The 24,471-nt window shown below is 68.4% G+C and carries 20 protein-coding genes; 6 read left to right on the plus strand and 14 right to left on the minus strand.

All coding sequences use genetic code 11. The features are described from left to right. Positions 1–72: 72 nt before the first annotated feature. Positions 73–1,479, plus strand: coding sequence for a cytochrome P450 (locus GWI72_RS07550; protein ID WP_161673431.1), 1,407 nt, complete (start codon positions 73–75; stop codon positions 1,477–1,479). Positions 1,480–1,485: 6 nt separating this feature from the next. Beyond that, a complete protein-coding gene (locus GWI72_RS07555; RefSeq protein WP_161708263.1) occupies positions 1,486–2,520 on the plus strand; it encodes a lysophospholipid acyltransferase family protein in 1,035 nt (344 codons plus the stop codon). Between the two features lie 109 nt (positions 2,521–2,629). On the opposite strand, the gene GWI72_RS07560 is transcribed toward GWI72_RS07555, so the two are convergent. The 6 genes from GWI72_RS07560 to GWI72_RS07585 all read right to left on the minus strand — a co-directional run bounded on the left by GWI72_RS07560 (position 2,630) and on the right by GWI72_RS07585 (position 9,470). Continuing rightward, positions 2,630–3,385 carry an SDR family oxidoreductase gene (locus tag GWI72_RS07560; protein ID WP_161708264.1) on the minus strand — a complete coding sequence of 252 codons (756 nt, stop codon included), beginning with the start codon at positions 3,383–3,385 and terminating at the stop codon, positions 2,630–2,632. A gap of 426 nt (positions 3,386–3,811) precedes the next feature. Continuing rightward, positions 3,812–4,639, minus strand: a complete 828-nt coding sequence (gene fghA, locus GWI72_RS07565; RefSeq protein ID WP_161708265.1) for an S-formylglutathione hydrolase — start codon at positions 4,637–4,639, stop codon at positions 3,812–3,814. 11 nt (positions 4,640–4,650) lie between these two features. After that, the gene (locus GWI72_RS07570) at positions 4,651–5,778 is read right to left on the minus strand and encodes an S-(hydroxymethyl)glutathione dehydrogenase/class III alcohol dehydrogenase (protein WP_161708266.1); all 1,128 of its coding nucleotides are present in this window, start codon (positions 5,776–5,778) and stop codon (positions 4,651–4,653) included. Between the two features lie 404 nt (positions 5,779–6,182). Then, positions 6,183–7,532, minus strand: a complete 1,350-nt coding sequence (locus GWI72_RS07575) for an MATE family efflux transporter (protein ID WP_161708267.1) — start codon at positions 7,530–7,532, stop codon at positions 6,183–6,185. Between the two features lie 49 nt (positions 7,533–7,581). Continuing rightward, the gene (locus tag GWI72_RS07580) at positions 7,582–8,934 is read right to left on the minus strand and encodes an MATE family efflux transporter (RefSeq protein ID WP_161708268.1); all 1,353 of its coding nucleotides are present in this window, start codon (positions 8,932–8,934) and stop codon (positions 7,582–7,584) included. Between the two features lie 107 nt (positions 8,935–9,041). Beyond that, positions 9,042–9,470: a MarR family winged helix-turn-helix transcriptional regulator gene (locus GWI72_RS07585; RefSeq protein WP_161673445.1), complete on the minus strand. Its 429-nt coding sequence runs from the start codon at positions 9,468–9,470 to the stop codon at positions 9,042–9,044. A gap of 269 nt (positions 9,471–9,739) precedes the next feature. Here GWI72_RS07585 and GWI72_RS07590 point away from each other — a divergent pair, with 269 nt between their 5' ends. The 4 genes from GWI72_RS07590 to GWI72_RS07605 all read left to right on the plus strand — a co-directional run bounded on the left by GWI72_RS07590 (position 9,740) and on the right by GWI72_RS07605 (position 15,009). Beyond that, on the plus strand, positions 9,740–10,993 hold the full coding sequence (locus GWI72_RS07590) for a sarcosine oxidase subunit beta family protein (RefSeq protein WP_161708269.1): 1,254 nt from the start codon (positions 9,740–9,742) through the stop codon (positions 10,991–10,993). Positions 10,994–11,115: 122 nt separating this feature from the next. Then, a complete protein-coding gene (locus GWI72_RS07595; protein WP_106752287.1) occupies positions 11,116–11,433 on the plus strand; it encodes a sarcosine oxidase subunit delta in 318 nt (105 codons plus the stop codon). After that, positions 11,433–14,456 carry a sarcosine oxidase subunit alpha family protein gene (locus GWI72_RS07600; RefSeq protein WP_161708270.1) on the plus strand — a complete coding sequence of 1,008 codons (3,024 nt, stop codon included), beginning with the start codon at positions 11,433–11,435 and terminating at the stop codon, positions 14,454–14,456. The genes GWI72_RS07595 and GWI72_RS07600 overlap by 1 nt, the downstream gene beginning before the upstream one ends. Next, positions 14,449–15,009, plus strand: a complete 561-nt coding sequence (locus GWI72_RS07605) for a sarcosine oxidase subunit gamma (protein ID WP_161708271.1) — start codon at positions 14,449–14,451, stop codon at positions 15,007–15,009. Before GWI72_RS07600 ends, GWI72_RS07605 begins: the two co-directional genes overlap by 8 nt. 93 nt (positions 15,010–15,102) lie before the next feature. Here the strand turns inward: GWI72_RS07605 and GWI72_RS07610 are convergent, their stop codons facing one another. From GWI72_RS07610 to GWI72_RS07645, 8 genes are all read right to left on the minus strand, one after another. Continuing rightward, positions 15,103–16,587 carry an inorganic phosphate transporter gene (locus GWI72_RS07610; RefSeq protein ID WP_161708272.1) on the minus strand — a complete coding sequence of 495 codons (1,485 nt, stop codon included), beginning with the start codon at positions 16,585–16,587 and terminating at the stop codon, positions 15,103–15,105. Between the two features lie 100 nt (positions 16,588–16,687). Next, the gene (locus tag GWI72_RS07615; protein WP_161673454.1) at positions 16,688–17,206 is read right to left on the minus strand and encodes an NUDIX hydrolase; all 519 of its coding nucleotides are present in this window, start codon (positions 17,204–17,206) and stop codon (positions 16,688–16,690) included. A gap of 323 nt (positions 17,207–17,529) precedes the next feature. After that, entirely contained in the window at positions 17,530–18,429 is a 900-nt protein-coding gene (locus tag GWI72_RS07620) for a nitrilase-related carbon-nitrogen hydrolase (RefSeq protein WP_161708273.1), read from the minus strand. 77 nt (positions 18,430–18,506) lie between these two features. Further along, positions 18,507–18,716, minus strand: coding sequence for a hypothetical protein (locus tag GWI72_RS07625; RefSeq protein ID WP_161708274.1), 210 nt, complete (start codon positions 18,714–18,716; stop codon positions 18,507–18,509). 79 nt (positions 18,717–18,795) lie between these two features. After that, positions 18,796–20,604, minus strand: coding sequence for a single-stranded-DNA-specific exonuclease RecJ (gene recJ / locus GWI72_RS07630; protein ID WP_161673460.1), 1,809 nt, complete (start codon positions 20,602–20,604; stop codon positions 18,796–18,798). 63 nt (positions 20,605–20,667) lie between these two features. After that, positions 20,668–21,666, minus strand: a complete 999-nt coding sequence (glpX, locus tag GWI72_RS07635) for a class II fructose-bisphosphatase (protein WP_161673462.1) — start codon at positions 21,664–21,666, stop codon at positions 20,668–20,670. A gap of 44 nt (positions 21,667–21,710) precedes the next feature. Next, positions 21,711–23,039 carry a homoserine dehydrogenase gene (locus tag GWI72_RS07640; RefSeq protein WP_161673464.1) on the minus strand — a complete coding sequence of 443 codons (1,329 nt, stop codon included), beginning with the start codon at positions 23,037–23,039 and terminating at the stop codon, positions 21,711–21,713. A 123-nt stretch (positions 23,040–23,162) separates the two neighbouring features. Next, positions 23,163–24,380 carry an LL-diaminopimelate aminotransferase gene (locus GWI72_RS07645; protein WP_161708275.1) on the minus strand — a complete coding sequence of 406 codons (1,218 nt, stop codon included), beginning with the start codon at positions 24,378–24,380 and terminating at the stop codon, positions 23,163–23,165. Between the last annotated feature and the right edge of the window lie 91 nt (positions 24,381–24,471).

The raw sequence follows: 24,471 nt of genomic DNA on the forward strand, positions 1-24,471 counted from the left end.
GCGCAAGATGGAGTAAGGAGACGTCCGGGTGCCCCTCCTCCTTCCGCCGGGCGCCCTATCCGAGGATCCGACGTGGACCAGACCGTCCCTGTTGCCGCCGTCAGCGAGACGCCGGCAGACTTCATTCCGCCCTTCCCGTTCCGCCACGAACGGACGCCGCCGATCATCGAGCTGATGGGGCTTGCCCGCCGCAACTTCCTGTCCATCTGGACAAGGGGCAACTTTTCCTCGCGCATGATGACGCAGCAGGTCCTGCGCCGGATGATGGTGATCTGCAACGCCCCCGATGTCGTGCAGGAAGCCTTCCAGACCCATCACGTGGAGCTGCAGCGCAAGAGCCCGCAGATGCGGCATGCGCTGGCACCGCTGATCGGCGACGGCCTGTTCATCTCCGACAGCGAGACCTGGGCGCGCCGGCGCAAGGTCGTTGCCCCGATCATCCACGGCTCGCGCGTGCCGGGCTTTGCCCCGATCATGATCGACACCATCGAGGACCAGCGCAACGCCTGGATGGCCCGCGGCGACGGCGCCGAGACCGATGCGCTTGCCGACATGGCGCATCTGACGGCGGAGATCATCTGCCGCACCATCTTCGGCCGCCAGCTTGGCAAGAACTACGCCCACGAGGTGGTCGAGGGCTTTTCGGAGTACCAGCGTCACATCGACCAGGTCGATCTCGCCGCCATGCTGGGCCTGCCGGAATGGATGCCGCGCTTCCGCAAGCCGGCGGTCCGCCGGGCCACCGCCCGCATCCTCGGCGTGCTCGACGAGATCATCGACAGCTACCAGACCCTGAAGGACAACGGCGAGGCGTCGGTGATCGGCGGCCTGCTCGAGGCCCGGGACGAGGACGGCAAGCCGCTGAGCCGCGAGGCCATCCGCAACGAGGCAGCCGTGATCTTCATGGCCGGCCACGAGACCACCGCCAACACGCTGGCCTGGACCTGGTACCTCCTGTCCCAGTCGCCGCGTGTGCGCGAGCGGCTGCATGCGGAACTGGACAGCGTGCTGGAGGGGGCGACGCCCACCTTCCGCGACGTGGCCCGCCTGCCCTACACCCGGGCGGTCATCGAGGAATCGCTGCGCCTCTATCCGCCCGTTCCGATCCTGGCCCGCGAGGCCATGGCCGAAGTGCATGTTGGCGGCCGCAAGCTGCCGAAGGGCACGATCCTGATGGTCGTGCCGTGGCTGCTGCATCGCAATCCCCTGCTCTGGGACGATGCCGACGCCTTCAACCCGGACCGCTTCATGCCGGGTGCCCAGGGGCGCCCGTCGAAATACGGCTACGTCCCCTTCTCCATCGGTCCGCGCATCTGCGCCGGGCTCCAGTTCGGCATGACCGAGGCGATCCTGAGCCTTGCGATCCTCGCGCAGAGCTTCGACCTGCGCCTCAGGCCCGGCACCGACGTGCAGCCGGTGTGCCGGCTGACGCTCCGGCCCGGCGACGCCTTGCCGATGACCCTGCACCGGCGGAGGTAGGCGGCGATGCGGGTCGGACCGGACGGCGGTGATCCCTGCGGACGGAAGGTCTCGCTGACCGGCATTCCCTTCGACGTGACCCGGGCCAGCGAGCCGCCGGCTCCGCCCTTGCGCGACCTCGTGGCAAGGGACCGGACGCGGCGGGCGCGGGCATTCGGCTACCATGTGGGCGACCGGCTGACCGGCCTTTCCGGGCGGCTGCTGCATGAGCTGATGCGCCATCTGCCCCCGGCCCAGGTCTCGTGGATCGGCAGCCTGCTCGGCGGTCCGGCCAGCTGGCTCTACCGCCGGCGGATCTTTGCCCGGCGCATGGCCGCCAACCTGCGTCACCTGCGCCCGGACGTGGCCGCGCAGCCGGCGCTGGAGGCGCAGCTCCTGCGCCGCTGGTGGGGCAACACCGGCCGGGCCTATGCCGAGTATGCCAGCGTCGAGCGGCTGTGGCCGGCCGGGCTGATCGAGGTGCATGGCCGCGAGCACCATGACGCGGCGCTGCAGGACGGGCGCGGCGTCCTCTTTGCCTGCGTGCATCTGGGCAACTGGGAGGGGCTTGCCGCCTGCCTGCCGCATCTGACAGGCGGGCCGGTGATCGGCACCTACCAGGACGAGCCCAACCGCTTCACCAACCGGCTGATCCATGCCCTGCGCAAGCGTCGCGGGCAATACATCTTCCCGCCGGGCCGGGCCAGTGCCGGGCCGCTCTACCGGCTCACCGTGTCGCGCACGGTCACGACCTACCTCTATGTCGACGAGGTCCGTGACCGCCAGGTGCACATGCCGCTGTTCGGACGCGAGATCCCGGAAACCGGCAACATCGTCAATGTGGTGAAGCTGGCCCGATCGGCCTCCGCCCGCATCGTTCCGGCGGCGCTGATCCGGGGCGACGGCCCGCGCCTGACACTGACCCTGTTGCCGGCCATCGAGCCGCAGGAGCTCGAGACCACCATCCGGGCGCTCGACGCGGCCCTGACGCCGCTCGTGCTGGCGCATCTCGACCAGTGGTACATGCTGCCCGAGCTTCGCCTGCCCCAGACAGGCGCATGACCCGGCATCCCGGACGCGCCTGATCCGCCTGCCCGCACACCAGGCGCAACAGGTGCGTTGGTGCGTTGGGGGGCTGGGGGAAAGGGCGTCCGGTCCGGCGGCTTGCGCCTCAGGTCTTGCAGATGGAATTGCCGCCATCGGCGAACATGGCCGAGCCGGTGACGAAGGACGCATCGTCGCTCAGAAGGAAGGCGGCGGCGGCGGCGATTTCCTCCGGCTCCGCGATGCGCTTGAGGGCATGCAGGCCGGCGATCCATTTGAGCGCGCCGGCATCGCTTGGCGCCATTTCCGTCATGGTTCCGCCCGGCAGCAGCGCATTGACCCGCAGGCCCGCCGGTCCGTGCTCGGCCGCCAGAACCTGCGTCAGGCCGATCAGGCCGGACTTCGCCGCCGCATAGGCCGCCATGCCGGGAAGTCCGACCCCATGCCCGACAAAGGTCGACGTGAAGACAATCGAGCCCTTGCCGCCATTGGCCAGCATCGCCGGGATCTGGTGGCGGGCGAGATGGAAGGCACTGGTCAGGTTGACCTCCAGCACCCGGTTCCAGGTCTCCGGGCTCATCTGCGGCAGGGGAACCATGTCACCGACGATGCCGGCATTGTTGAAGGCCCCGTCGAGGCGGCCAAACCGGCTCACCGCCGCCTCCACCAGTGCCCGGGCGTGGGCGTCATCGACGACGTCGCCGGCGACCGTCACCACCTCGCCGCCAGCTGCGGCGAGTTCTCCCGCCAGCGCGTCCAGACGCGCCTTGCGGCGGGCGCCGATCACAAGCCTTGCCCCGCGGGCAGAAAACAGCCGTGCCGCCGCAGCGCCAATGCCGCTGCTGGCGCCGGTGAGGATGATGACCTTGTCTTTGAGTTGCATTGCGCAGTCTCCGGTTGAAGTGACTGGCGCAACCTAGTGACAGCCGTGCCCCGCCTCGACCCGAAACGCGAGCGGCAAGGTTCTGTTTTTCTGGTGTTTTTTGTGTCTTTGGTCGGGTTTCGGGTGGTCAGGTGGCTGTTGCCTCGCCGGGTCCGGGGACAGCAGCCACACACTCCTGGGTCACCCCGGGCGGAGCGAAGCGGAGACCCGGGGCCTACTCGTTTGCAGAGGGACAGAGAGGCTCGCGGGGCTGCAAAGTGAGCAGCGGCAACGGCGCGCGATGGTCACAGCTCTGGGAACGAGTAGGCCCCGGCTCGCGCTGCGCTTGGCCGGGGTGACGCCAGGTGGCGTGACGCGGACGACTAAGGGCTTGTCAGCGGCTTGGTCCCTTCCGCTGGCACGCGCCCCCTAGCCCCGCCCCGCCTCTCAGCCCTTCAGCCGCTCGGCATGCCAGGCGGCGTGATCGCGGGCGAAGGTGGCGACGAAGTTGTAGGAGTGGTCATAGCCGGCCTGCAGCCGGAGGGTCCCGGCCGTGCGGGTGGTGGCGAGCGCCGTGGCCAGCGCCTCGGGCTTCAGGAGGTCGAGGAACTGGTCCGACAGGCCCTGGTCGACGAGCAGATCCCGCGCCCAGCCCTTTGTTGCCAGCAGGAGCGACGCGTCATGCTCCTGCCAGAGCGTCTCGTCCGGCCCCAGATAGGCGGAAAGCTGCTTGCGGCCCCAGTCGGAGGCCGCCGGATGGGCAATCGGGGCGAAAGCCGACAGGGAGGCGTAAAGCTCCGGGTGGCGCATCGCCAGCGTCAGCGCGCCGTGGCCGCCCATGGAGTGACCGGTGATGCCATGCCGGTCCGTGACCGGGAACCGCGCCTGAACCAGCTGGCGCAGCTCGCGCACCACATAGTCTTCCATGCGGAAATGCGGTGCCCAGGGCGCCTCGGTGGCATCGACATAGAAGCCGGCGCCCTGGCCGAGGTCATAGGCGGCATCATTGGCCACCCCCTCGCCGCGCGGGCTCGTGTCCGGGAACACCAGCGCCAGGCCGAACTCCGCCGCATGGGCCTGCAGCCCCGCCTTGGTCATGGCATTCTCATGCGTGCAGGTGAGGCCCGAGAGATACCACAGGCACGGCACCGGCCCGTGGCTTGCCTGCGGCGGCAGGTAGACCGCGAAGGTCATCGGCACGCCGCAGGCCGCGCTCGCGTGGCTGTAGACGCCCTGGATGCCGCCGAACATGCGGCTTTCGGAAAGGGTCTGCATCGGCCGGGCCCTCAGTAGACCACGACCGAGCGGATCGATTCGCCCGAATGCATCAGCTCGAAGCCCTTGTTGATGTCCTCCAGCGGCATGACATGGGTGATCATCGGGTCGATCTCGATCTTGCCGTCGAGATACCAGTCGACGATCTTCGGCACGTCGGTCCGCCCGCGCGCGCCGCCGAAGGCGGTGCCCATCCAGGTGCGGCCGGTGACGAGCTGGAACGGACGGGTGGAGATTTCCTGTCCCGCTCCGGCAACGCCGATCACCACCGACTTGCCCCAGCCGCGATGCGAGGCCTCCAGCGCCTGACGCATCACCTTGGTGTTGCCGGTGCAGTCGAAGGTGTAGTCCGCGCCGCCGATCTGGTCCGCGCCGCGCTTGGTCAGGTTGACGAGATAGGGAACCAGATCCTCGCCCACTTCCAGCGGGTTGACGAAATGCGTCATGCCGAAGCGCTCGCCCCAGGGCTTCTTGTCGTTGTTGATGTCGACGCCAATGATCATGTCGGCACCGGCCAGACGCAGGCCCTGGATCACGTTGAGGCCAATGCCGCCGAGGCCGAAGACGATGGCGGTCGCGCCCATTTCCACCTTGGCCGTGTTGATCACCGCGCCGATGCCGGTGGTGACGCCGCAGCCGATGTAGCAGATCTTGTCGAAGGCAGCCGCCGGGTTGACCTTGGCCAGCGCGATCTCCGGCAGGACGGTGTAGTTGGCGAAGGTCGAGCAGCCCATGTAGTGGTGCACCTTCTCGCCGTTGATCTTGAAGCGCGAGGTGCCGTCCGGCATCACGCCCTGGCCCTGGGTGGCGCGGATCGCCGTGCACAGGTTGGTCTTGCGCGACAGGCAGGACGGGCATTCGCGGCATTCGGGCGTATAGAGCGGGATGACGTGATCGCCCGGCTTCAGGCTGGTGACGCCCTTGCCGACCTCCACGACAACGCCTGCGCCCTCATGGCCGAGGATCGCCGGGAAGATGCCTTCCGGATCGGCGCCGGACAGGGTGAAGTCGTCCGTGTGGCAGATGCCGGTGGCCTTGATCTCGACCAGCACCTCGAAGGCGCGCGGGCCCTCCAGCTGCACGGTGGTGACTTCCAGCGGCTTGCCTGCGGCAACGGCAACGGCGGCGCGAACGTCCATGGGGTCGATCCTCTTTCAATGGAATGGGTGGGAGATCTATCAGGCTGCTGATGAACTGTCTTGCATGTGCGGATTCACAAGCGCCCTCTCCCCCCTTGAGGGGGAGATGTCTGCGAAGCAGACAGAGGGGGGGGCATTGCATCCCGGCATCCTCGACACTGCGACCCTGGAAACGGCCGCCCCCCCCCCTCTGCCCCCGCAAGGGGGCATCTCCCCCTCAAGGGGGGAGAGGGAGAGCGGAATTCCGGCCAGGGTCTCACCAGTTGCGCAACGATCCTCTGAAGCCTGTCTGGTCAAGACCATAGCCGAACCCTGCCCGGCGGAGCCAGTCCGTGCTGTCGTCCGGGCGCCGGACCTGCCGCGAAATGCGACAGGCCGGGGCTGAATTCAGACCCGTGTCGAGGTCAGGCCGGCGCGGCCGTCCGCCTTGCCTCCCGCCGCAGATGCAGCGCCAGCATGGCAAGCACGACCGGGGTCAGCACGAGATTGGCCGCCGGGATTGCCAGCCAGATGCCGTCCGTGCCGTAGAATCGCGGCAGGATGGCGAGAAAAGGCAGTTGCACCAGCATGTTGGCAATGGCGATCGAGAGCGCCCGGCGTGCATCGCCGATGGCCTGGAAATAGGTGGCGACGATGATGATCAGCCCTTCCAGCATCATCGTGAAGAGATGCAGGCGGATGCCATGCGCTGCGGCGGCCGCAAGGACCGGATCGCCCGTGGTGAAGAGCGCGACGAACACCTCCGGCACGAGCAGCAGCGCGCCCACCAGCGCACAGCCGAGACCGAAGATCGTGATCATGGCCAGCCGCAGCGCCCCGAGCACGGCCTTGCGCGCGCCTGCCCCGTGGAAATGGCTGACGAGCGGCTGCATGCCACCGCAGATGCCCTCCGCCAGCAGGTAATAGAAGGCCATGTAGTAGTCGGTGATGGCAAAGGCCGCCACCTGCACTTCCGAGCCATGCCGCATGAACAGGAAATTGTGCAGCATGATGACGACGCTCATGTAGAGATACATGATCATGCTGGTGAAGCCGGTGACGAGGATCCGTGCCATGCGTCGCGGGCGGATGCGGAAGTCCGCCGGAGCTGGCCTGAGTGCCGTCCGGGAGGAGAACAGGATCCAGAGGCAGGCGAGGTCCGACGTCACCTCGCCGGCCACCGTGGCGGCGGCAGCCCCCGCAAGCCCCCAGCCGAACTCGACGATGAAGAGATAGTCGAGCACCAGATTGACCAGAACCCCGGCGAACATGGCCAGCGTGGCGCGGATCGGCGCGCCGGTGTTGCGCACCAGCAAGGGCAGCACGGCGGCGCCCATCACCGAGACACCCCCCAGACCACGGACGAACAGATACTCCATGCCATGGGCCACCACCGCGTCGGGGGCGCCCTGGAAGGCGAGGAACCAGCCGCGGCAGAGGATCAGGAACAGCCCGCCGGCCAGACCACAGACGACGACCAGCACGAGGGACTGTGCGAGATAGCGCCGGGCCAGCGCGCTCCGCCCGGCGCCATTGGCCATCGAGAGCTGCGCCCCGCCGCCGATGCCGATCATGGTTCCGACCGCCAGCACCACGCCGACCAGCGGCCAGGCCATGTAGATGCCCGACAGGCCGGGCGTTCCCATCACCTGACCGATGAAGATCCCGTCGATCATCATGTTGAGCGCATGGACGAGCAACGCCGCCACGGACGGCAGCGTGTAGATCAGGAAGGTGCGGGAAAGGCGCGTGCTGTCCATGGTGACCAGGGGCATCCGGGATCATCCGGGGCGAGGCTCGCGTCGGACCTCGCCCCGGGAGGGTTCAGGCGTTGATCTGGCGCGGGTCAGCCCCGGTCGGGGCGCGGGTCAGGACCTGGAAGCGCCAGCCGAGCACGAGGGCCGCCGGCCCCAGCGCGCAGACGAAGCCAAGCCAGACGCCGGCCGGACCCATGCCGAGCTGCGTGGCCAGCAGCCAGCCGAGCGGCAGGGCCACCGGCCAGTAGGCGACGATCGAGACAAGGGACGGCACGCCCGTGTCGGACAGGCCGCGGAGCGCGCCGACCAGCGTCGACTGCAGCCCGTCCATGACCTGGCTCAGAGCGAAGACAAAGAAGATCGACGCGGCAACCGCCACCACCTCCGGATCCCGGGTGATCAGACGGGCAATGGCCTCGCCCTGAAAGGCGAGAAGCGCCGCCGACAGACCGAGCCAGGCGGTGGCCATGACAAGCGCGGCCAGCGTGATCGCCCGCACCTGTTCGGTACGCCCGGCACCGGCGGCCTGCGACACGCGGATCGCGACCGCGCCGGCAACCCCGAGCGGCACCATGTAGAGCAGCGTTCCCACCGACAGCGCCACCTGGTTGGCGGCAAGCGCGACGGTTCCGAACAGGCCGATCAGCATGGTCGCCACCGCCATCGCTCCGGTCTCGGCGATGTACATCAGGCCGAGCGGCGCGCCCTCGCGGGCAACGGAGCGCAGGTCCTCCGGCTCGCGCTGGCCACGCACGCGCAGCCGCGCCGTCGAGGCCGCGCGGCGCCAGTAGAGATAGGCAACCGCCAGCGCCACCGTTTCGGCCAGCAGCGAGGCAATGCCGGCGCCGGTCAGGCCGAGCCCCTCGAACCCGCCGATCCCGTGGATCAGCACGTAGTTCAGCGGCACGTTGAGGACGCAGGCCAGCCCCCCGAACAGCGTCCCCGTCCAGGGCCGGTCAATCGCCTCGAAGGCGGCCTTGAACACGGTGAGGACCGAGAAGGGCACAAGGAAGGCAGCGATCAGGCCCCAGTAGGGACCGGCAATCGCCAGCACTTCGGCCGGCTGGTCGAGGAGAGGCATCAGCGGGAAGGCAAGCGCCATCAGCGCGGCCCCTGCCAGCCCGGTCCCGAGGCCAAGCCACAGGCCCGTGCGCCAGACGCCGGCAATCCGCCGGGCCTGTCCTGCGCCATAGGCCGTGCCGATGCGCACGGACAGGACGGACAGGAAGCCGTAGATGGCGGCAAAGAGCACCGTTGCGACAGCTCCGGCCAGGCCTGCGGCGGCGAGCGGCACGGGCCCGAGCGGGGCCAGCATGATGGCGTCGGTAACAGTAATCAGGGCGCCGGTGCTGAGACCGACGACAATCGGAACGGCCAGGCGCGTGATGCTGGCACTCTCGTCAAGAAACGGCAGTCGCATGCGGTGAACTCCGGGGAGAATGAGGTCGGATGCGGTCGAGGTGGGCAGACAGGACGGATGTCCGGCGCGGAGGATCGGGCCAGAGCGGGCCAGACCGTCTGCAGCGGTCAGAAGTCGGCCGTCAGGTTGACCCGGGCCTTGGCGAGCAGCCGGTCGAGCTCGGCCAGTTCCTCCGGCTCCAGCATCGCGGCCAGGCGCGCGGCGGTGTCGGCGTAGATCGACCGCTCCTCCTCCTCCAGCGCCTGGCATTTCGGCGTCGGCGCCAGCAGCACGGAGCGGCCGTCGGCATCGCCCGAACTTCGGCTGATGTAGCCGCGTGCCTCCAGCTTGCGCACCATGCTGCTGGCCGAGGCCGCCGTCACCTGCATGCGGCCGGCCAGCTCGCCCAGGCGGATCGGCCGGCCGGCACCCAGCAGCGCATAGAGGTAGTCCAGCTCGTTGGGCGTCAGCTCCATCGAGCCGGTGCGGCGCGATTCCTCGCGCCAGCGGAACCACATGTGCCACTGCAGGCAGCGCAGGCTTTCCACGAGATCCATCAGTGCACCCTGAGTCCAGCATGAGTTAGTTTGTCTAACTAATAGCTTTTCCGGCCTTATCTGGCAAGGTTGCCCGCAACCCTGCGTCTTCGCGACGTGAAATGTCGGATTCAGACCATCGGTTGACCGATCAGGAAGGCCCGGCGCCGTCCGGCTTGGCGATGATGGCCCCCTGCCCCGTCCGGCCCCGCGCTGCGCTCTCCCGCGCGGCCGTGCGGCCAGCGGCGGGATCCATTCACGGCATCAGACCAGGGGCAAAAGCGGCGGCCATGACGCGCTATTCCTTCCTCGAAGTGGCGAAAAACGCCTTCAGCGCCCACAAGAACTGGGGCCGGCAGTGGCGTTCGCCCGAGCCGAAGCCGGCCTATGATGTGATCATCATCGGTGCCGGCGGCCATGGCGTCGCCACCGCCTATTATCTGGCCAAGGTGCATGGCATCACCAATGTCGCCGTGCTCGACAAGGGCTGGCTTGGCGGCGGCAACACGGGCCGCAACACCACCATCGTGCGCTCCAACTATCTCTGGGAGGAGAGCGCCCGGCTCTACCAGCACGCGCTCGATCTGTGGGACGGGCTGTCGCAGGAGCTGAACTACAACGTCATGTATTCGCAGCGCGGCGTGATGATGCTGGCGCATACGGTGCATGATATCCAGGTGTTCAAGCGCCACATTCACGCCAACCGGCTGGCCGGCGTCACCAACGAGTGGCTGAGCGCCGAGGAAGCCAAGGAATTCTGCCCGCCGCTCAACATCGACAAGACCATCCGCTATCCGGTGATGGGTGCGGCGCTGCAGCGCGTCGGCGGCACGGCGCGGCATGACGCGGTCGCCTGGGGCTACGCGCGCGGCGCAAGCGCCATGGGCGTCGACATCATTCAAAACTGTGCCGTCACCGGCATCCGCCGGGCCCCGACGGGCGAAGTGACGGGCGTCGAGACGACACGCGGTTTCATCGGCGCCAAGAAGATCGGCTGTGTCGCGGCCGGCAACACCTCCGTCGTCATGGCGATGGCCGGGCTGAAGCTGCCGCTGGAATCCAATCCGCTGCAGGCGCTGGTGTCGGAGCCGGTGAAGCCGGCCTTCCCTTGCGTGGTCATGTCGAACACGATCCACGCCTATATCTCCCAGTCGGACAAGGGCGAGCTGGTGATCGGCGCGGGCACGGACCAGTTCGTGTCCTATTCCCAGGCCGGTGGTCTGCACATCACCACGCACACGCTCGATGCCATCTGCGAGCTGTTCCCGATGTTCCGCCGCATGCGCATGCTGCGCAACTGGGGCGGCATCGTTGACAACACCCCCGACCGCTCGCCGATCATCGGCCTGACGCCGGTGCCGGGCCTTTATCTCAACTGCGGCTGGGGCACGGGCGGCTTCAAGGCCACGCCGGGCTCGGGCCATGTCTTTGCCCACACCATTGCGACCGGAGCGCCGCATCCGGTCAATGCCCCCTTCTCGCTCGACCGGTTCCGCACCGGACGGCTGATCGACGAGGCGGCCGCGGCCGCCGTGGCTCACTAGAGCATGAGGCCGAAAAGTGCGTAGCGGTTTTCGGAAAACCTCATGCTCCAACCTGTCAGATGCGATCACGATGAATGTTGGTCGTCTCAACCAACATTCATCGTGATCCAGAGGCTCAAGTCATGCTGCTGATTTCCTGTCCCTATTGCGGCGTCGAACGGCCCGAGACCGAGTTCCGCTACGGCGGCGAGGCGCATATCGCCCGCCCCGCCGATCCCTCGCAGCTCAATGACGAGGAATGGGCCCAGTTCCTCTACATGCGCACCAACACGCGCGGGCTTTATGCCGAACGCTGGCGCCATGCCCATGGCTGCGGCCGCTTCTTCAACGCCGTGCGCGACACGGTCAGCGACAAGTTCGTCTGCACCTACAAGGCCGGCGAACCCAAGCCCGACCTCGACGCCCTTGCCCGCGCCTCCCAGGAAAAGGACGCCCGCTGATGAGCGCCCATAGCCAGAAATCAACCCAGAGCGCCCGCCTGGCCCGTGGCGGCCGCATCGACCGGTCGCGGACGCTTCAGTTCAGCTTCGACGGCAAGGTGATGCAGGCGCATCCGGGCGACACGCTCGCCTCCGCGCTGATTGCCAATGGCGTGCATCTCGTCGGCCGCTCGTTCAAGTATCACCGCCCGCGCGGCATCCTGACGGCCGGGTCGGAAGAGCCGAACGCGCTCGTCGGCGTCTACCGGCACGGCGACCAGACCCCGAACCTGCGCGCGACGCAGGTCGAGGTCTACGAAGGCCTGATGGCGATCAGCCAGAACCGCTATCCCTCGCTCGATTTCGACGTCGGGGCGATCAATGACGTGCTGTCGCCGCTGTTCCCGGCCGGCTTCTACTACAAGACCTTCATGTGGCCGAAGGCCTTCTGGGACAAGGTCTATGAGCCGGTGATCCGCGCTGCTGCCGGTCTCGGCAAGCCGCCAAAGCTGGCCGATCCGGATCACTACGCCAACCTCTATGCCCATTGCGACGTGCTGGTGATCGGCTCCGGTCCGGCGGGTCTGGCGGCCGCGCTCTCGGCCAGCGAGACGGGCGCGCGGGTGATCCTGTGCGACGAGCAGGCGGAAATGGGCGGCTCGCTCCTCAGCGAAACCGGCTCCACCATCGAGGGCCTGCCGGCCGCCGACTGGGTCGCCGCCACGCTGGCAACTTTGGCTGCGCGGGACAACGTCACGCTGCTGCCGCGCACCACGGCGTTTGGCTATTTCGTGCAGAACTTCATCGCGCTGGCCGAGCGCGTCACCGACCATCTGGCTGAGCCGGGTGCAAACCTGCCGCGCGAGCGCATGTGGCAGGTGCGGGCGAAGGAAGTGGTCATTGCCGCCGGGGCGCATGAGCGGCCGATGGTGTTCCCGGAGAACGACCGGCCGGGCATCCTGCTGGCCAGCGCCGGCCGCACCTATCTCAACCGCTATGGCGCCACCGTCGGCCGCCGGGTGCTGGTGACGACCGCCTGCGACAGCGCCTGGGCCGCCGCCTTCGATCTGGCAGATGCCGGGGTCGAGGTGGTGGCGATTGCCGACATGCGCGCCACCCCGCCGGAGCCTCTGCGCGAGGCGGCTGCACGCCGGGGCATCCGGGTCGAGGCGGCCTGCGTCGTCACCGGCACCAGCGGGCGGCTCAGGGTGTCGAAGGCGATGCTCGGCCGGCTGCGCAATGACGGCAGCGTGGTCTCTGCGGGCGATGTGACCTGCGACGCCATCCTGATGTCCTCCGGCTGGACGCCTTCGGTCAGCCTCTATTCGCAGTCGCGCGGCAAGGTCGTGTGGAACGCCGAACACGAGGCGTTCCTGCCCGGTGCCAGCGTGCAGCGGGAACGCTCTGCCGGCAGCTGCCGGGGGGTGAACGGTCTGGCGGCGGTGCTCGAGGACGGCTATGCCGCCGGTGAACAGGCGGCGGAGGCCGCAACCGGTGCCGCACGCAAGGGCGGACGGCTCACGGCCACGGGCGGCGACGCCTCGACGGGCGGCTATCTCGGCGCGCTGCCGCATGACCGCAACGCCGGCCGGGTGAAGGCCTTCGTCGACTACCAGAACGACGTGACCGCCAAGGACGTGCAGCTCGCGGTGCGCGAAGGCATGATGTCGATCGAGCACATCAAGCGCTACACGACCACCGGCATGGCGACCGACCAGGGCCGCCTCTCCAACATGAACGCGCTGGCGATTGCCTCCGGCGCGCTGGGGGCGCCGCTGCCGCAGGTGGGTCTCACCACCTTCCGCCTGCCCTATTCGCCGACGACCTTCGGCACCTTTGCCGGCTCCTCGCGCGGCGATGCTTTCGACCCGGTGCGGCGCACGCCGTCGCATGACTGGGTGGTGGCGAAGGGCGGCGTCTTCGAGGATGTCGGCCAGTGGAAGCGGACCTGGTACTTCCCGCAAGGGTCCGAGGACATGCATGCGGCCGTGGCGCGCGAATGCCGCATCACGCGGCAGGCGGTCGGCCAGTTCGACGCCTCGACCCTCGGCAAGATCGAGGTGGTGGGCAGGGACGCGGCCGAGTTCCTCGAGCGCTTCTACACCAACCCGTGGAAGGGCCTGAAGCCCGGCCGCTGCCGCTATGCGGTGCTGCTCAACGAGGCCGGCTACATCATTGATGACGGCGTCGTCGGGCGGCTCGCCGACGACCGGTTCCACGTCACCACCACCACGGGCGGCGCGGCGCGGGTCTTTGCCATGATGGAGGATTTCCTCCAGACCGAATGGCCGGATCTCGACGTCTGGATCACCTCGACCACCGAGCAATATGCGGTGATCGCGGTGCAGGGCCCGAAGGCGCGCGAGGTGATTGCCCCCTTCGTCGAGGGCATCGACCTCTCCAACGAGGCCTTCCCGCACATGAGCGTCGCCTCGGGCCGCTTTGCCGGCCTGCCCTGCCGCCTGTTCCGGGTGAGCTTCACGGGCGAACTCGGCTTTGAAGTGAACGTGCCGGCGCGCCATGGCGCAAAGGTTTGGGAGCTGATCAACGCGGAAGTGGTGAAGCAGGGCGGCTGTGTCTATGGCACCGAGACCATGCACGTGCTGCGCGCCGAGAAGGGCTACATCATCATCGGCCAGGAGACCGACGGCACGGTGACGCCCGATGACGCCGGGCTCGACTGGGCCATCGGCAAGAAGAAGTTCGATTTCGTCGGCAAGCGCTCGCTGTCGCGTCCGGACCTCGTCGCCAAGGGCCGCAAGCAGGTCGTCGGCCTGCTGCCGGTCGATCCGAAGCAGATGCTGGAAGAAGGGGCGCAGATCACCGCCGAGGCCAATCCGGCCAAGGGCACCCCGGCGCTGGGCCATGTGACCTCGGCCTACTGGAGCGAGGCGCTCGGGCGGACCATTGCACTCGCCCTCGTCAAGGACGGCCGCGCCCGCCACGGCGAAGTGCTGAACGTGCCGATGCCGGCCGGCGCGATCCCGGTGAAGGTGGTTGACCCCGTGATGTATGACCCGGAAGGAACCCGTCTCAATGGCTGAGCTCTACACCCCCGTTGCGGGCCTTGCGCCGGTGCTGCGCCAGGACGCGGTCAGCATCCAGAAGACCGCCCCCCTCGCCCGCCTGTCGTTCCGTGGCCGGGCGGAGGCGCAGGCCGCTGTCGCCGGCGCGCTGGGCTTTGCCCTGCCGCAGACGCCGCTGTCGGCGGCCTCAGGCGCGGGCAAGGCCGCCCTGTGGCTCGGGCCGGATGAGTGGCTGCTGCTGGCCCCCGAGGCCGGGCTGGAGGCCTTCGAGGCCGCCGTCAACGCCGCGGTCGCGGGACTGGCGGCTTCCGTCACCGACATCTCGCACCGGCAGGACGCGGTGCTGGTGAGCGGCCCGCGCGCGGCCTGGCTCATGAACTCCGGTGTGCCGATCGATCTGGCGCTGCCCGCCTTCCCCGTGGGCATGGTGACGCGCACGCTCTGCCACAAGGCCGAGGTGATCCTGTGGCGCAAGGCAGAGGACCAGTTCGTGCTGGAGTGCTGGCGTACCTTCCAGCCCTATGTGCTGGAGCATCTTCTGGACGCCGCCCGGGAACTGTCGGCCGCCTGAGCAAGCGCGCGGCGGCGGCCACCCTGCCCCGCCGCCGCATCCCGTGCCGGGCCCGGACCGGCGCGGATGCCCCGGACCCGAGCGGGATGCCCGTCAGAGGACGCCGGACAGGAGCCAGCGGATCACGCCGGCCAGCAGCGCCGCAGACGGGACGGTCACCATCCAGGCCACCAGGATCGTCATCACATGGGAGCGTCGCACCAGCAGGCGGCGCTTCTGCTCCTCGCGGTTGCGGATCGGGCGCAGCCTGAGGCCGGCCCGGCCGGACGGCGTGTCGGCGCGGTAGCCCAGGCGCTGCGTCTCCCACTCCCGGAAGAAGCCGACACCGAACACGGCCCCCACCGTGACATGGGTGGTGCTCACCGGCAGGCCGAGCGCCGAGGCAAGGATCACCGTCAGGGCCGTCGCCAGCGCGATGCAGAAGGCGCGCATGGGGTTGAGCTTGGTGATCTGCTGGCCGACCAGGCGAATGAGCCGGGGCCCGAACAGGCTGAGCCCGAGCGAGATCCCGAAGGCGCCGATCAGCATCACCCAGAACGGGATCCGCACCGTATCGCTGACGGCCCCGGCACTCATGGCATGGGCAATGGCGGCGACGGGGCCCACCGCATTGGCCACGTCATTGGCGCCATGGGCAAAGGACAACAGTCCGGCCGCCCCGACCAGCGGCCAGCCGAACAGCTGGCGGACCGACTGGTTGCGGTTTTCAAGGCCGATGGACTGGCGATGGATGATCGGCCGCACGAGGGCATGGGTCAGGACCCCGACGACCAGCCCGACAAACAGGGCATGGCCGAGATCCAGGTTGACGACACGCGACAGCCCCTTGAACGTCAGGTAGGTGGCAAAGGCGCCGGCCATCACGCCGATCAGGCGCGGAACCCAGCGCCGCGCCGCGTCGATCTTGTCGAACTGGTAGACCACACGGCTGCGGATGAAGGCGAGCAGGGCCGCCGCCAGACAGGCGCTGAGAACAGGCGACACCAGCCAGCCGCCCATGATCGACCCCACCATCGACCAGTTCACCGGCGCGATGCCGATGCCACCGATCGCCGCGCCGAGAACCGCGCCGACGATGGAGTGCGTGGTGGACACGGGCGCACGCACCCAGTTGGCAAAATGGATCCAGATGCCGGCGGCCAGCAGCGCGGAGAGCATCACCAGCGCGAAATCATGGGGGCTTTCCGCATCGAGCGGGGTGATGATGCCACCCGAGATGGTCTCGATGACATCGCCGCCGGCGATGAGGGCGCCGGCACTCTCGCAGACGGCGGCCATGGCCAGGGCCACCGGCAACGAGATCGCGCGCGCCCCGACCGCGGGACCGACGTTGTTCGCCACGTCATTTGCGCCAATGGTCAACGCCATGTAGGCGCCCAGAGCTGCCGCAACGATCACGAGCACGCCGCCTGGAAGATCGATCACCATCGAGGCAGCCAGGAGAACGGTCAGCACCAGGAACAGGAACGCGAGGCCCGGCGCGACCAGCCGTCGGCTGGTGCTTTCGGTGGCTTCCTCGATGTAGGCGATCTTGTCGAGATCCTTGTCGAGGATCGACTTCTGGTCTGTCTTCGCCACGCGGTGCCGCCCTCCGGAAAGTCCCTGCGCCCCTACGGCGGCGCGGAAGATTCCGAATCCGTGGTGGCTTGTCGATGTGTCGTCCAGTTATTGGCCGGGTTTACGACCAGATCGTGACATCGCCGGCGAGACGGCGCAGCAGGTCAACGATCTCGGGCTCGTCGGCAAGGCTGATCGCCTCCTCGACCGGCAGCCAGCGGATCTCGCGCTGGCCCTGCTCGGGATAGTCGCTCGCCTGGGCTTCCGCATGGACGACATAGACAAGCACGTCGGTCGCCACCCGCAGCCCGCTGTCGAGCCCCTTGCTGGAGCGGACGCGCGCGTAAGGGGTCTTGCTGACCTTGCCGATGACGCCGGCCTCCTCGAAGGCCTCGACCTTGGCGGTGCGATGGGAGGCGGCGTCAAGCAGCGGCCAGCCCTTGGGCAGGATCCAGCGCCCGGTGCCGCGCGAGGCCACCAGGAGGACCTCCCGGCGTCCCTCGTGGACGCGCAGGCACAGCGCGGCGATCTGCAGCCGGGCGGGGCGCGCAAACAGGTTGCGCACCGCGCGCCACAGGCGCCACGGGAGCGTATGGGACGTCACAACCGGGTCCAGGTAGGTCAGCGATCCGTTGCGCATTGCGTCTGCTACCAGCTCAAGCCACCATCCGGTGGTGCCGCGTCAGTCCGACACCCGGAGTTTTTCATTTGAACACTTGATATCGGGATTGGTGATCATTTGAACAAGCCCGTCAAGGTCACTTGCCCCAGCATAGCGGCCAAATTCCGACATTCCGTTAAGGCATCCAGCACATTTTTGCACCACAGCCCCGCTAACAGGCATCCGGGGGACTGGCCGGGCCGCGCCTTGTCATGATCTCCGGTCCGGCTTGCGCCAGCCTTGGCAGGTCCGGTGCCGTGTCGCTGCTGCCCCCCGTCGGCTGGCCACTTCGGTCGGGCCCCTCAGCCAGACAGACGCTCGACGCTCACCGCGTCGGCGCTCCAGGCTCCCGGCCAGACCTCGGCCCCGGCCTTGCGCAGGCGGCGGACCGCGTCGATCGGCGGATGCACAACCACATAGGGCTCCTCGCCCTGTTCGCCACCGGTGGGCGGCAGGCTCGCGGCCGTCCCGGTGTAGCCCAGCTCCGCCTCGCAGGGGATGTAGAGCGCGGCGCCGGACACATTGGTGTCATTCTGCGTCGTGCCCTCAGCAACGCCGGTGCAGCCGCACAGGGCCACCGACGTCAGGAGCTCGACGGCCCGTGCCTTGGCGCAGTCATAGACCCGGTGGTAGCCGGACAGCTTCCCGGTCATGGACGGCACCAGCAGGAGATCGATCTCCTCGCGGGCCAGAAGGCACGACAGCGCCGGCATCTCCACGTCGAGACAGATCAGCATGGCCATGCGCACGCCCTCCAGCTCGAACACGGTGAGCTTGCGTCCCGGCGTCAGCACCCAGGGCTCGGGCGCCCGCTCGAAGGGGGTCAGCGACAGCTTGTCGTGCACGAACCGACGCCCGTCCGGCGTGAAGAGGATGGCGCGGTTGGTGTGGCCGCCGCCCGGCTGCGGCCAGGGGCCGGACCCGGCGAGCAGCGACAGGCCGTGGCGCGCGGCAAGGGCTGCAAGATCGGGCGCGATGGCAACGGCCACCTCCGCCAGAAAGGCCATTTCCTCCGTCGGCAGCAGCCCCGCGGGCTTGAAGGCCAGGCAGGCCTCGATCGCATACTCCGGCAGCATCAGCAGCCGTGCGCCATCGGCCCTGGCGCGCGCCATGCGCTGGTCGATCGCCGCCACATAGGCGTCAGGCGAGGCGGGAGCGAACCCGAGATTCAGGGAACACAGGGCAATCGGAAACTCGGGCATGGCGCACCTTGCTCGGTCGAGGGATCAAGGTGCAAGGTGTTAAGCCCAATTGCCGGTCAAGGCAAAGACGGAATGCGTCAGTTGCCGCCAGAGAAACCAAGGTGCACGAGCGTGGCGGCCAGGGCCAGCACCAGACCGCCCTCGGCAATCATCGGCACCAGGGGAGAGGGAAGCTGCGGACGCTCGAGGCGGGCGTCGGAGCGCACACGGGCGAGACCGGCAAGCGCCCGGTCCGTGGACCGGTCAAGTTCTGCAAAGACCGCCTTCAGCTCGTCCTGAGCAGCCATGGTTTCCCCCCGCCGTGTTCTGCAGCGATGGCAGGAGACTAGCGGCAGGATGTTGCGACATGGTTAACGGCAGTAAACCCTACAAGGGGTTCTTCTGCGGGTCGGCCACGTCGAGGATGCGCAGCTGCACCCGCTGCGCGCCCTGCCAGGTGTCGAGCGACAGCACGCCGGCGACATGCATCGGCCGCCCGCGCGAGGCCAGCAGCGCCTCGCCGTAGGGCCGTTCGGCCGCCTTGAAGGCAATGCCCTTCAGGGTCTGGCCGTCCGCTCCGGCCAGGGTCGCCCGGACATGGCCGTTGCCGACCACGTCGGCAAAGGAGATCCGGTGTGCGGGAAAGGCAAAGACGGGCTCGGGGTGACCGGCGCCATAGGGTCCGGCGCGCTCCAGACCATTGACCAGATCCAGCGTCGCCCCGCCGGCGGTCAGGGCAGCGTCGATCTTCAATTCCCGATTCGATGCAGCCACTTCAACGTCCTGCTTCAACATCTCGTTGAAGAAGGCGGACAGCTCGGCCTCGCGCTCGCGGCGCACCGTCAGGCCTGCCGCCATGGCATGGCCGCCGCCCTTTTCCAGAAGCCCCTCCTCCACCGCCTTGCGCACCGCGCGACCGAGATCGACACCGGCGATGGACCGCCCCGATCCCGTGCCCTTGCCGGTCTCGTCATAGGCGATGGCAAAGGCCGGACGGCGATGGGCTTCCTTCAGCCGCGAGGCGATCAGCCCGACAATGCCGGGGTGCCAGCCATCCGAGCCGGTCAGCAGCACGGCCGGGTCCTCGCTGGCGATCTTCATCACTGCCTGCGCGTCCCCCTCCTCCAGCATGACCGCTTCCATCGCCTGGCGCTCGGCGTTGAGCGCGTCGAGACGTTCGGCGATCGCGCGGGCTTCCGTGTCATCAAGGGTTGTCAGCAGGCGCGCGCCAAGGGCCGCGTCGCCGATGCGTCCGCCGGCGTTGATGCGCGGGCCGATGAGGAAGCCGAGATGATAGGCCGCCGGCTTGCCGCCGACGCGGGCCACATCGCTCAGGGCCGACAGGCCCGGGTTGCCGCGACCGTGCATGGCGATGAGCCCCTTGGTCACATAGGCCCGGTTCAGTCCCTTGAGCGGCACCACGTCGCAGACGGTGCCAAGCGCCACCAGATCCAGAAGGCCGAGAAGGTCGGGCTCGCGGCGGCGCTGGAACAGGCCGCGCCGGCGCAGTTCCCGGTTGAGGCCGACCAGCACCAGGAAGGTCACGCCGACGGCGGCCAGATGGCCCTGACCGGAGAGATCGTCCTGCCGGTTCGGGTTGACCAGCGCGGCCACGGGCGGCAGTTCGACGCCGCACTGGTGGTGGTCGATGACCACCACGTCGAGACCGAGGCGGCGCGCGGTCTCGAAGGCCTCGAAGGAGGTGCTGCCGCAGTCGACGGTCACCAGCAGGCGCGCGCCGGCCGCATGCAGCGCCTCGATGGCCGGACCATTCGGGCCATAGCCCTCGATGATCCGGTCGGGAATGTGAATGGCCGGGTTGAGGTCGAGCGCGCGCAGGTAGCGGGCCAGCAGGGCCGAGGAGGTGGCGCCGTCCACGTCGTAGTCGCCGAAGATGGCGATGGCGACGCCGGCCTCCACCGCGTCCGCGATCCGGGCCACGGCCCGGTCCATGTCGACGAGGCTGGAGGGATCCGGCATCAGCGCCTTGAGGGTCGGATCGAGGAAGCCTTCCGCCTCGTCGAGACCCACGTCCCGCCCGGCCATCACGCGGGCAAGCACGTCAGGCAGGCCGAGGCGCTGCGCCATGGCAAGGGAGATCAGGGCCTGCGCCCGGGTCTGGCGCTCCCGCCAGACCTGTCCGTTGGCGGAGCGGGTGACGCCGAGCACGGGACGTCCGCTGTCTTCAACCGACATGCCCGTGCTCTTCGCTGTGTGTCGAGGCGGTGCCCGACCGGTGCGTCATCCCCGTCATCCGTTTCAGCCGAGGTGGAACTTCTCGAGCTGCGTGTGCTGCGCCTTGATGTAGCGCACGGTGCCCGTGGACGAGCGCATCACGACCGTGTGGGTGGTGATGCGGTTGCGGCCGAAGCGCACGCCCTGCAGGAAGTTGCCGTCGGTCACGCCGGTGGCGGCAAACAGCACGTCGCCGCAGGCCATTTCCTCAAGCTGGTACTTGCGCTTGATGTCGGAAATGCCCATCCGGTGCGCGCGTTCCACCTGCTCGTCGCGGGTGATCACGAGACGGCCCTGCATCTGGCCGCCGATGCAGCGCAGGGCTGCGGCCGCCAGCACGCCTTCCGGCGCGCCGCCGATGCCGGCGTAGATGTCGATGCCGGTCTCTTCCGGATCGGTGGTGTGGATGACGCCGGCCACGTCGCCGTCCCCGATCAGGCGGATGGCCGCGCCGGTCGCGCGGATGTCCTCGATCAGACGGGCGTGACGCGGGCGGTCAAGCACGCAGGCGGTGATCTCGCTCACCTTCACGCCCTTGGCCTTGGCGACTGCCGCCAGGTTCTCGGCGATCGGCAGGTCGAGGTCGATGATGCCGGCCGGGTAGCCCGGTCCGATGGCGATCTTTTCCATGTAGCTGTCGGGCGCGTTGAGCAGGCCGCCTTCCGGGGCCATGGCAATGACCGCCAGCGAGTTCGGCAGGTTCTTGGCGCAGATCGTGGTGCCTTCGAGCGGGTCGAGGGCAATGTCCACGCGCGGCCCCTGCTTGGTGCCGACGTTCTCGCCGATGTAGAGCATCGGCGCCTCGTCGCGCTCGCCCTCGCCGATGACGACGGTGCCGTCGATCGGCAGGTTGTTCAGTTCCCGGCGCATGGCATCCACGGCCGCCTGGTCGGCGGCCATTTCATCGCCGTGACCACGCAGTCGCGCGGCGGAGACGGCGGCGCGTTCCGTCACACGGGCAAGTTCCAGCGTCAGAATGCGGTCCAGCGCACTTGCCGCCGGCGCAGCTTCCTTCTTCGACATCGATTTCCCCCAATCCAACTCAGGGCCATCCGGTGAGGGATGGTTCAGGCCAGTTTCTCGATTCGGATCATCTGCGGCGCATCCGCCACTACGCCCCTTGCGACGATCGCTTCCAGCGCTTCCTTCACCGCGGCCTCGGTCGTCTCATAGGTGATGAGGATGACCGGTTGAGGCTCGGTGCCCTCGCCTGCGCCACGATCGCTCAGCCCGGGCGCTTCGGCCCGCCGCTGCACGATCGATTCCAGCGAGATGTTCGCGTCCGCCATCGCCCGGGCGATGGTGGCAAAGGCGCCTGGCCGGTCAAACACGGACAGGCGAATGTAATAGCCGCCCTCATGGCGGCGCATGCCGGCGCGGGTGTAGTCGACAAGCTCGTCGCTCGGTGATCCGAGCGCCGGAGCCACGTCGCCGCGGGCGATGTCGGCAATGTCGGAGGCCACCGACGAGGCGGTCGCGTCGCCGCCGGCGCCCGGCCCCACCAGCACGATCTCGCCGACGAAGTCGCCATCCACGGCAACCGCGTTCAGCACGCCGTCGATGCGGGCAATGGCCGAGGACTTCGGCACCATGGTCGGGTGCACGCGCTGCTCGATGCCGCTGTCGGTCTTCTGGGCGACGCCCAGGAGCTTGATCCGGTAGCCGAGTTCGTCGGCGGCGCGGATGTCGGCGGTGGTGATCGAGGTGATGCCCTCGAGATAGATGTCGTCGGCGCTGATCTTGCAGCCGAAGGCGAGGCTCGTCAGCAGCGCCAGCTTGTGCGCCGTGTCGTTGCCCTCGATGTCGAAGGTCGGATCGGCTTCCGCATAGCCCAGACGCTGGGCGTCGGCGAGGCACTCGGCAAAGGACAGGCCCTCGCGCTCCATCCGGGTGAGGATGTAGTTGCAGGTGCCGTTCAGGATGCCGTAGACGCGGGCGACCGAGTTGCCGGCCATGGCCTCGCGCAGGGTCTTGACGATCGGGATGCCGCCGGCCACCGCCGCCTCGTAGTTGAGGCTGACGCCGGCCCGTTCGGCCAGGCCCGCCAGCTCCACGCCATGTCGGGCCAGCAGCGCCTTGTTGGCGGTGACCACATGCTTGCCGGAGGCGATCGCCGCGCGGACGGAGGCTTCGGCCGGGCCGGAGGCCCCGCCGATCAGCTCGACGAACACGTCGATCTCCCCGGAGCGGGCGAGCTCGACCGGGTCGTCGAACCAGGTGAAGCCGGACAGGTCGACGCCGCGGTCACGAGTTCGGTCGCGGGCACTGACTGCGGTGAGCACGACCGGCCGGCCGCACTTGCGGGCCAGGGCAGCGCCGTTTTTCGTCAGAAGGCGCACGAGCGAAGCGCCGACCGTTCCCAGTCCCGCCACACCTAGTCTCAATGCAGAAGCCATGCGATCCGAAGTCCCGTTCTCGTAGGTCCCGGCCGGACGCGCTCCGGCCGGACGCTCAGATGCCGCGCGGCGCCTGTCCCCTTTGCCGGGGGACGCGACCAGGCCGGCAGCACATCGTCCCTGTCAGCGCGAGGCGCTGATCGGGACGACGTTGTGCAACGTTTCGTCTGCCGTTTCAAGGAAGCGACGCAGGTTGCGGGCCGCCTGGCGCAGGCGCTGCTCGTTCTCCACCAGACCGATGCGCACGTAGTCGTCGCCATATTCGCCGAAGCCGATGCCCGGCGAGACGGCAATGTCGGCCTTCTCCAGCAGCAGCTTGGAAAACTCCAGGCTGCCCAGCGCCTTGAACTTCTCCGGGATCGGCACCCAGGCAAACATGCTGGCCTCCGGCGGCGGGATGTCCCAGCCGGCGCGGCCGAAGCTCTCCACCAGCACGTCCCGGCGGCGCTTGTAGGTGGCGCGCATCTCGGCGATGCAGTCGTCCGGCCCGTTGAGCGCGGCGGTGGCCGCCACCTGGATCGGCGTGAAGGCGCCGTAGTCGAGGTAGGACTTCACGCGGGCGAGCGCGGCGATCAGGCGCTCGTTGCCCACGGCAAAGCCGACGCGCCAGCCCGGCATCGAGAAGGTCTTCGACAGGGAGGTGAACTCCGCCGTCACCTCGATCGCGCCCGGCACCTGCAGCATGGACGGCGGCGGGGTGTCGCCGAAGTAGATCTCCGAATAGGCAAGGTCCGACAGGATGAAGATGTCGTGCTTGCGGGCGAAGGCCACGACATCCTTGTAGAAGTCGAGGTCGGCGACATAGGCGGTCGGGTTGGCCGGATAGCACATGATCACGGCAATCGGCTTGGGCACCGAATGGATCACGGCGCGCTCGAGCGCGTGGAAAACTTCCGGGCCGGGCTTGGCCGGGATCGAGCGGATCGCGGCGCCCGCCATCAGGAAGCCGAAGGTGTGGATCGGATAGCTCGGGTTCGGGCTCAGCACCACGTCGCCCGGGGCGGTGATCGCCTGGGCCATATTGGCGAAGCCTTCCTTGGACCCGAGCGTCGCGATGACCTGGGTGTTCGGGTTCAGCTTCACGCCGAAGCGGCGCTCATAGTAGGCGGCCTGGGCCTTGCGCAGGCCGGTGATGCCCTTGGAGGCGGAGTAGCGGTGCGTGCGCGGGTCGGTGACCACTTCCATCATCTTCGCCACGATGTGCGGCGGCGTCGGAAGGTCGGGGTTGCCCATGCCGAGGTCGATGATGTCCGCGCCCTGTGCCCGCGCCGCCGCCTTCAGCTTGTTGACCTGTTCAAACACATAAGGGGGCAGTCGGCGGGTCTTGTGAAACTCTTCCATGGCGCGGGCCTCGCGTTCCTTTGCGGCGTGATGCAGCTGGGCTGACGTGCTTTTTGCCCCGGTCGGCGCAGGGATCCGGGGCTGGCGCCCT

This window comes from Pannonibacter sp. XCT-53, assembly GCF_009915765.1.
GTDB classification, from domain to species: Bacteria; Pseudomonadota; Alphaproteobacteria; order Rhizobiales; family Stappiaceae; genus Pannonibacter; species Pannonibacter tanglangensis.

Excerpts from the sequence above, each read along its gene's own strand:
- GWI72_RS07620 (WP_161708273.1), bottom strand. The coding sequence starts at position 18,429 with ATGCCCGAGTTTCCGATTGCCCTGTGTTCCCTGAATCTCGGGTTCGCT.
- GWI72_RS07555 (WP_161708263.1), top strand. The coding sequence starts at position 1,486 with ATGCGGGTCGGACCGGACGGCGGTGATCCCTGCGGACGGAAGGTCTCG.
- GWI72_RS07570 (WP_161708266.1), bottom strand. The coding sequence starts at position 5,778 with ATGGACGTTCGCGCCGCCGTTGCCGTTGCCGCAGGCAAGCCGCTGGAA.
- GWI72_RS07645 (WP_161708275.1), bottom strand. The coding sequence starts at position 24,380 with ATGGAAGAGTTTCACAAGACCCGCCGACTGCCCCCTTATGTGTTTGAA.
- GWI72_RS07590 (WP_161708269.1), top strand. The coding sequence starts at position 9,740 with ATGACGCGCTATTCCTTCCTCGAAGTGGCGAAAAACGCCTTCAGCGCC.
- GWI72_RS07605 (WP_161708271.1), top strand. The coding sequence starts at position 14,449 with ATGGCTGAGCTCTACACCCCCGTTGCGGGCCTTGCGCCGGTGCTGCGC.
- GWI72_RS07625 (WP_161708274.1), bottom strand. The coding sequence starts at position 18,716 with ATGGCTGCTCAGGACGAGCTGAAGGCGGTCTTTGCAGAACTTGACCGG.
- GWI72_RS07600 (WP_161708270.1), top strand. The coding sequence starts at position 11,433 with ATGAGCGCCCATAGCCAGAAATCAACCCAGAGCGCCCGCCTGGCCCGT.
- GWI72_RS07585 (WP_161673445.1), bottom strand. The coding sequence starts at position 9,470 with ATGGATCTCGTGGAAAGCCTGCGCTGCCTGCAGTGGCACATGTGGTTC.
- GWI72_RS07580 (WP_161708268.1), bottom strand. The coding sequence starts at position 8,934 with ATGCGACTGCCGTTTCTTGACGAGAGTGCCAGCATCACGCGCCTGGCC.
- GWI72_RS07640 (WP_161673464.1), bottom strand. The coding sequence starts at position 23,039 with ATGGCTTCTGCATTGAGACTAGGTGTGGCGGGACTGGGAACGGTCGGC.
- GWI72_RS07595 (WP_106752287.1), top strand. The coding sequence starts at position 11,116 with ATGCTGCTGATTTCCTGTCCCTATTGCGGCGTCGAACGGCCCGAGACC.
- fghA (WP_161708265.1), bottom strand. The coding sequence starts at position 4,639 with ATGCAGACCCTTTCCGAAAGCCGCATGTTCGGCGGCATCCAGGGCGTC.
- GWI72_RS07575 (WP_161708267.1), bottom strand. The coding sequence starts at position 7,532 with ATGCCCCTGGTCACCATGGACAGCACGCGCCTTTCCCGCACCTTCCTG.
- GWI72_RS07615 (WP_161673454.1), bottom strand. The coding sequence starts at position 17,206 with ATGCGCAACGGATCGCTGACCTACCTGGACCCGGTTGTGACGTCCCAT.
- glpX (WP_161673462.1), bottom strand. The coding sequence starts at position 21,666 with ATGTCGAAGAAGGAAGCTGCGCCGGCGGCAAGTGCGCTGGACCGCATT.
- recJ (WP_161673460.1), bottom strand. The coding sequence starts at position 20,604 with ATGTCGGTTGAAGACAGCGGACGTCCCGTGCTCGGCGTCACCCGCTCC.
- GWI72_RS07560 (WP_161708264.1), bottom strand. The coding sequence starts at position 3,385 with ATGCAACTCAAAGACAAGGTCATCATCCTCACCGGCGCCAGCAGCGGC.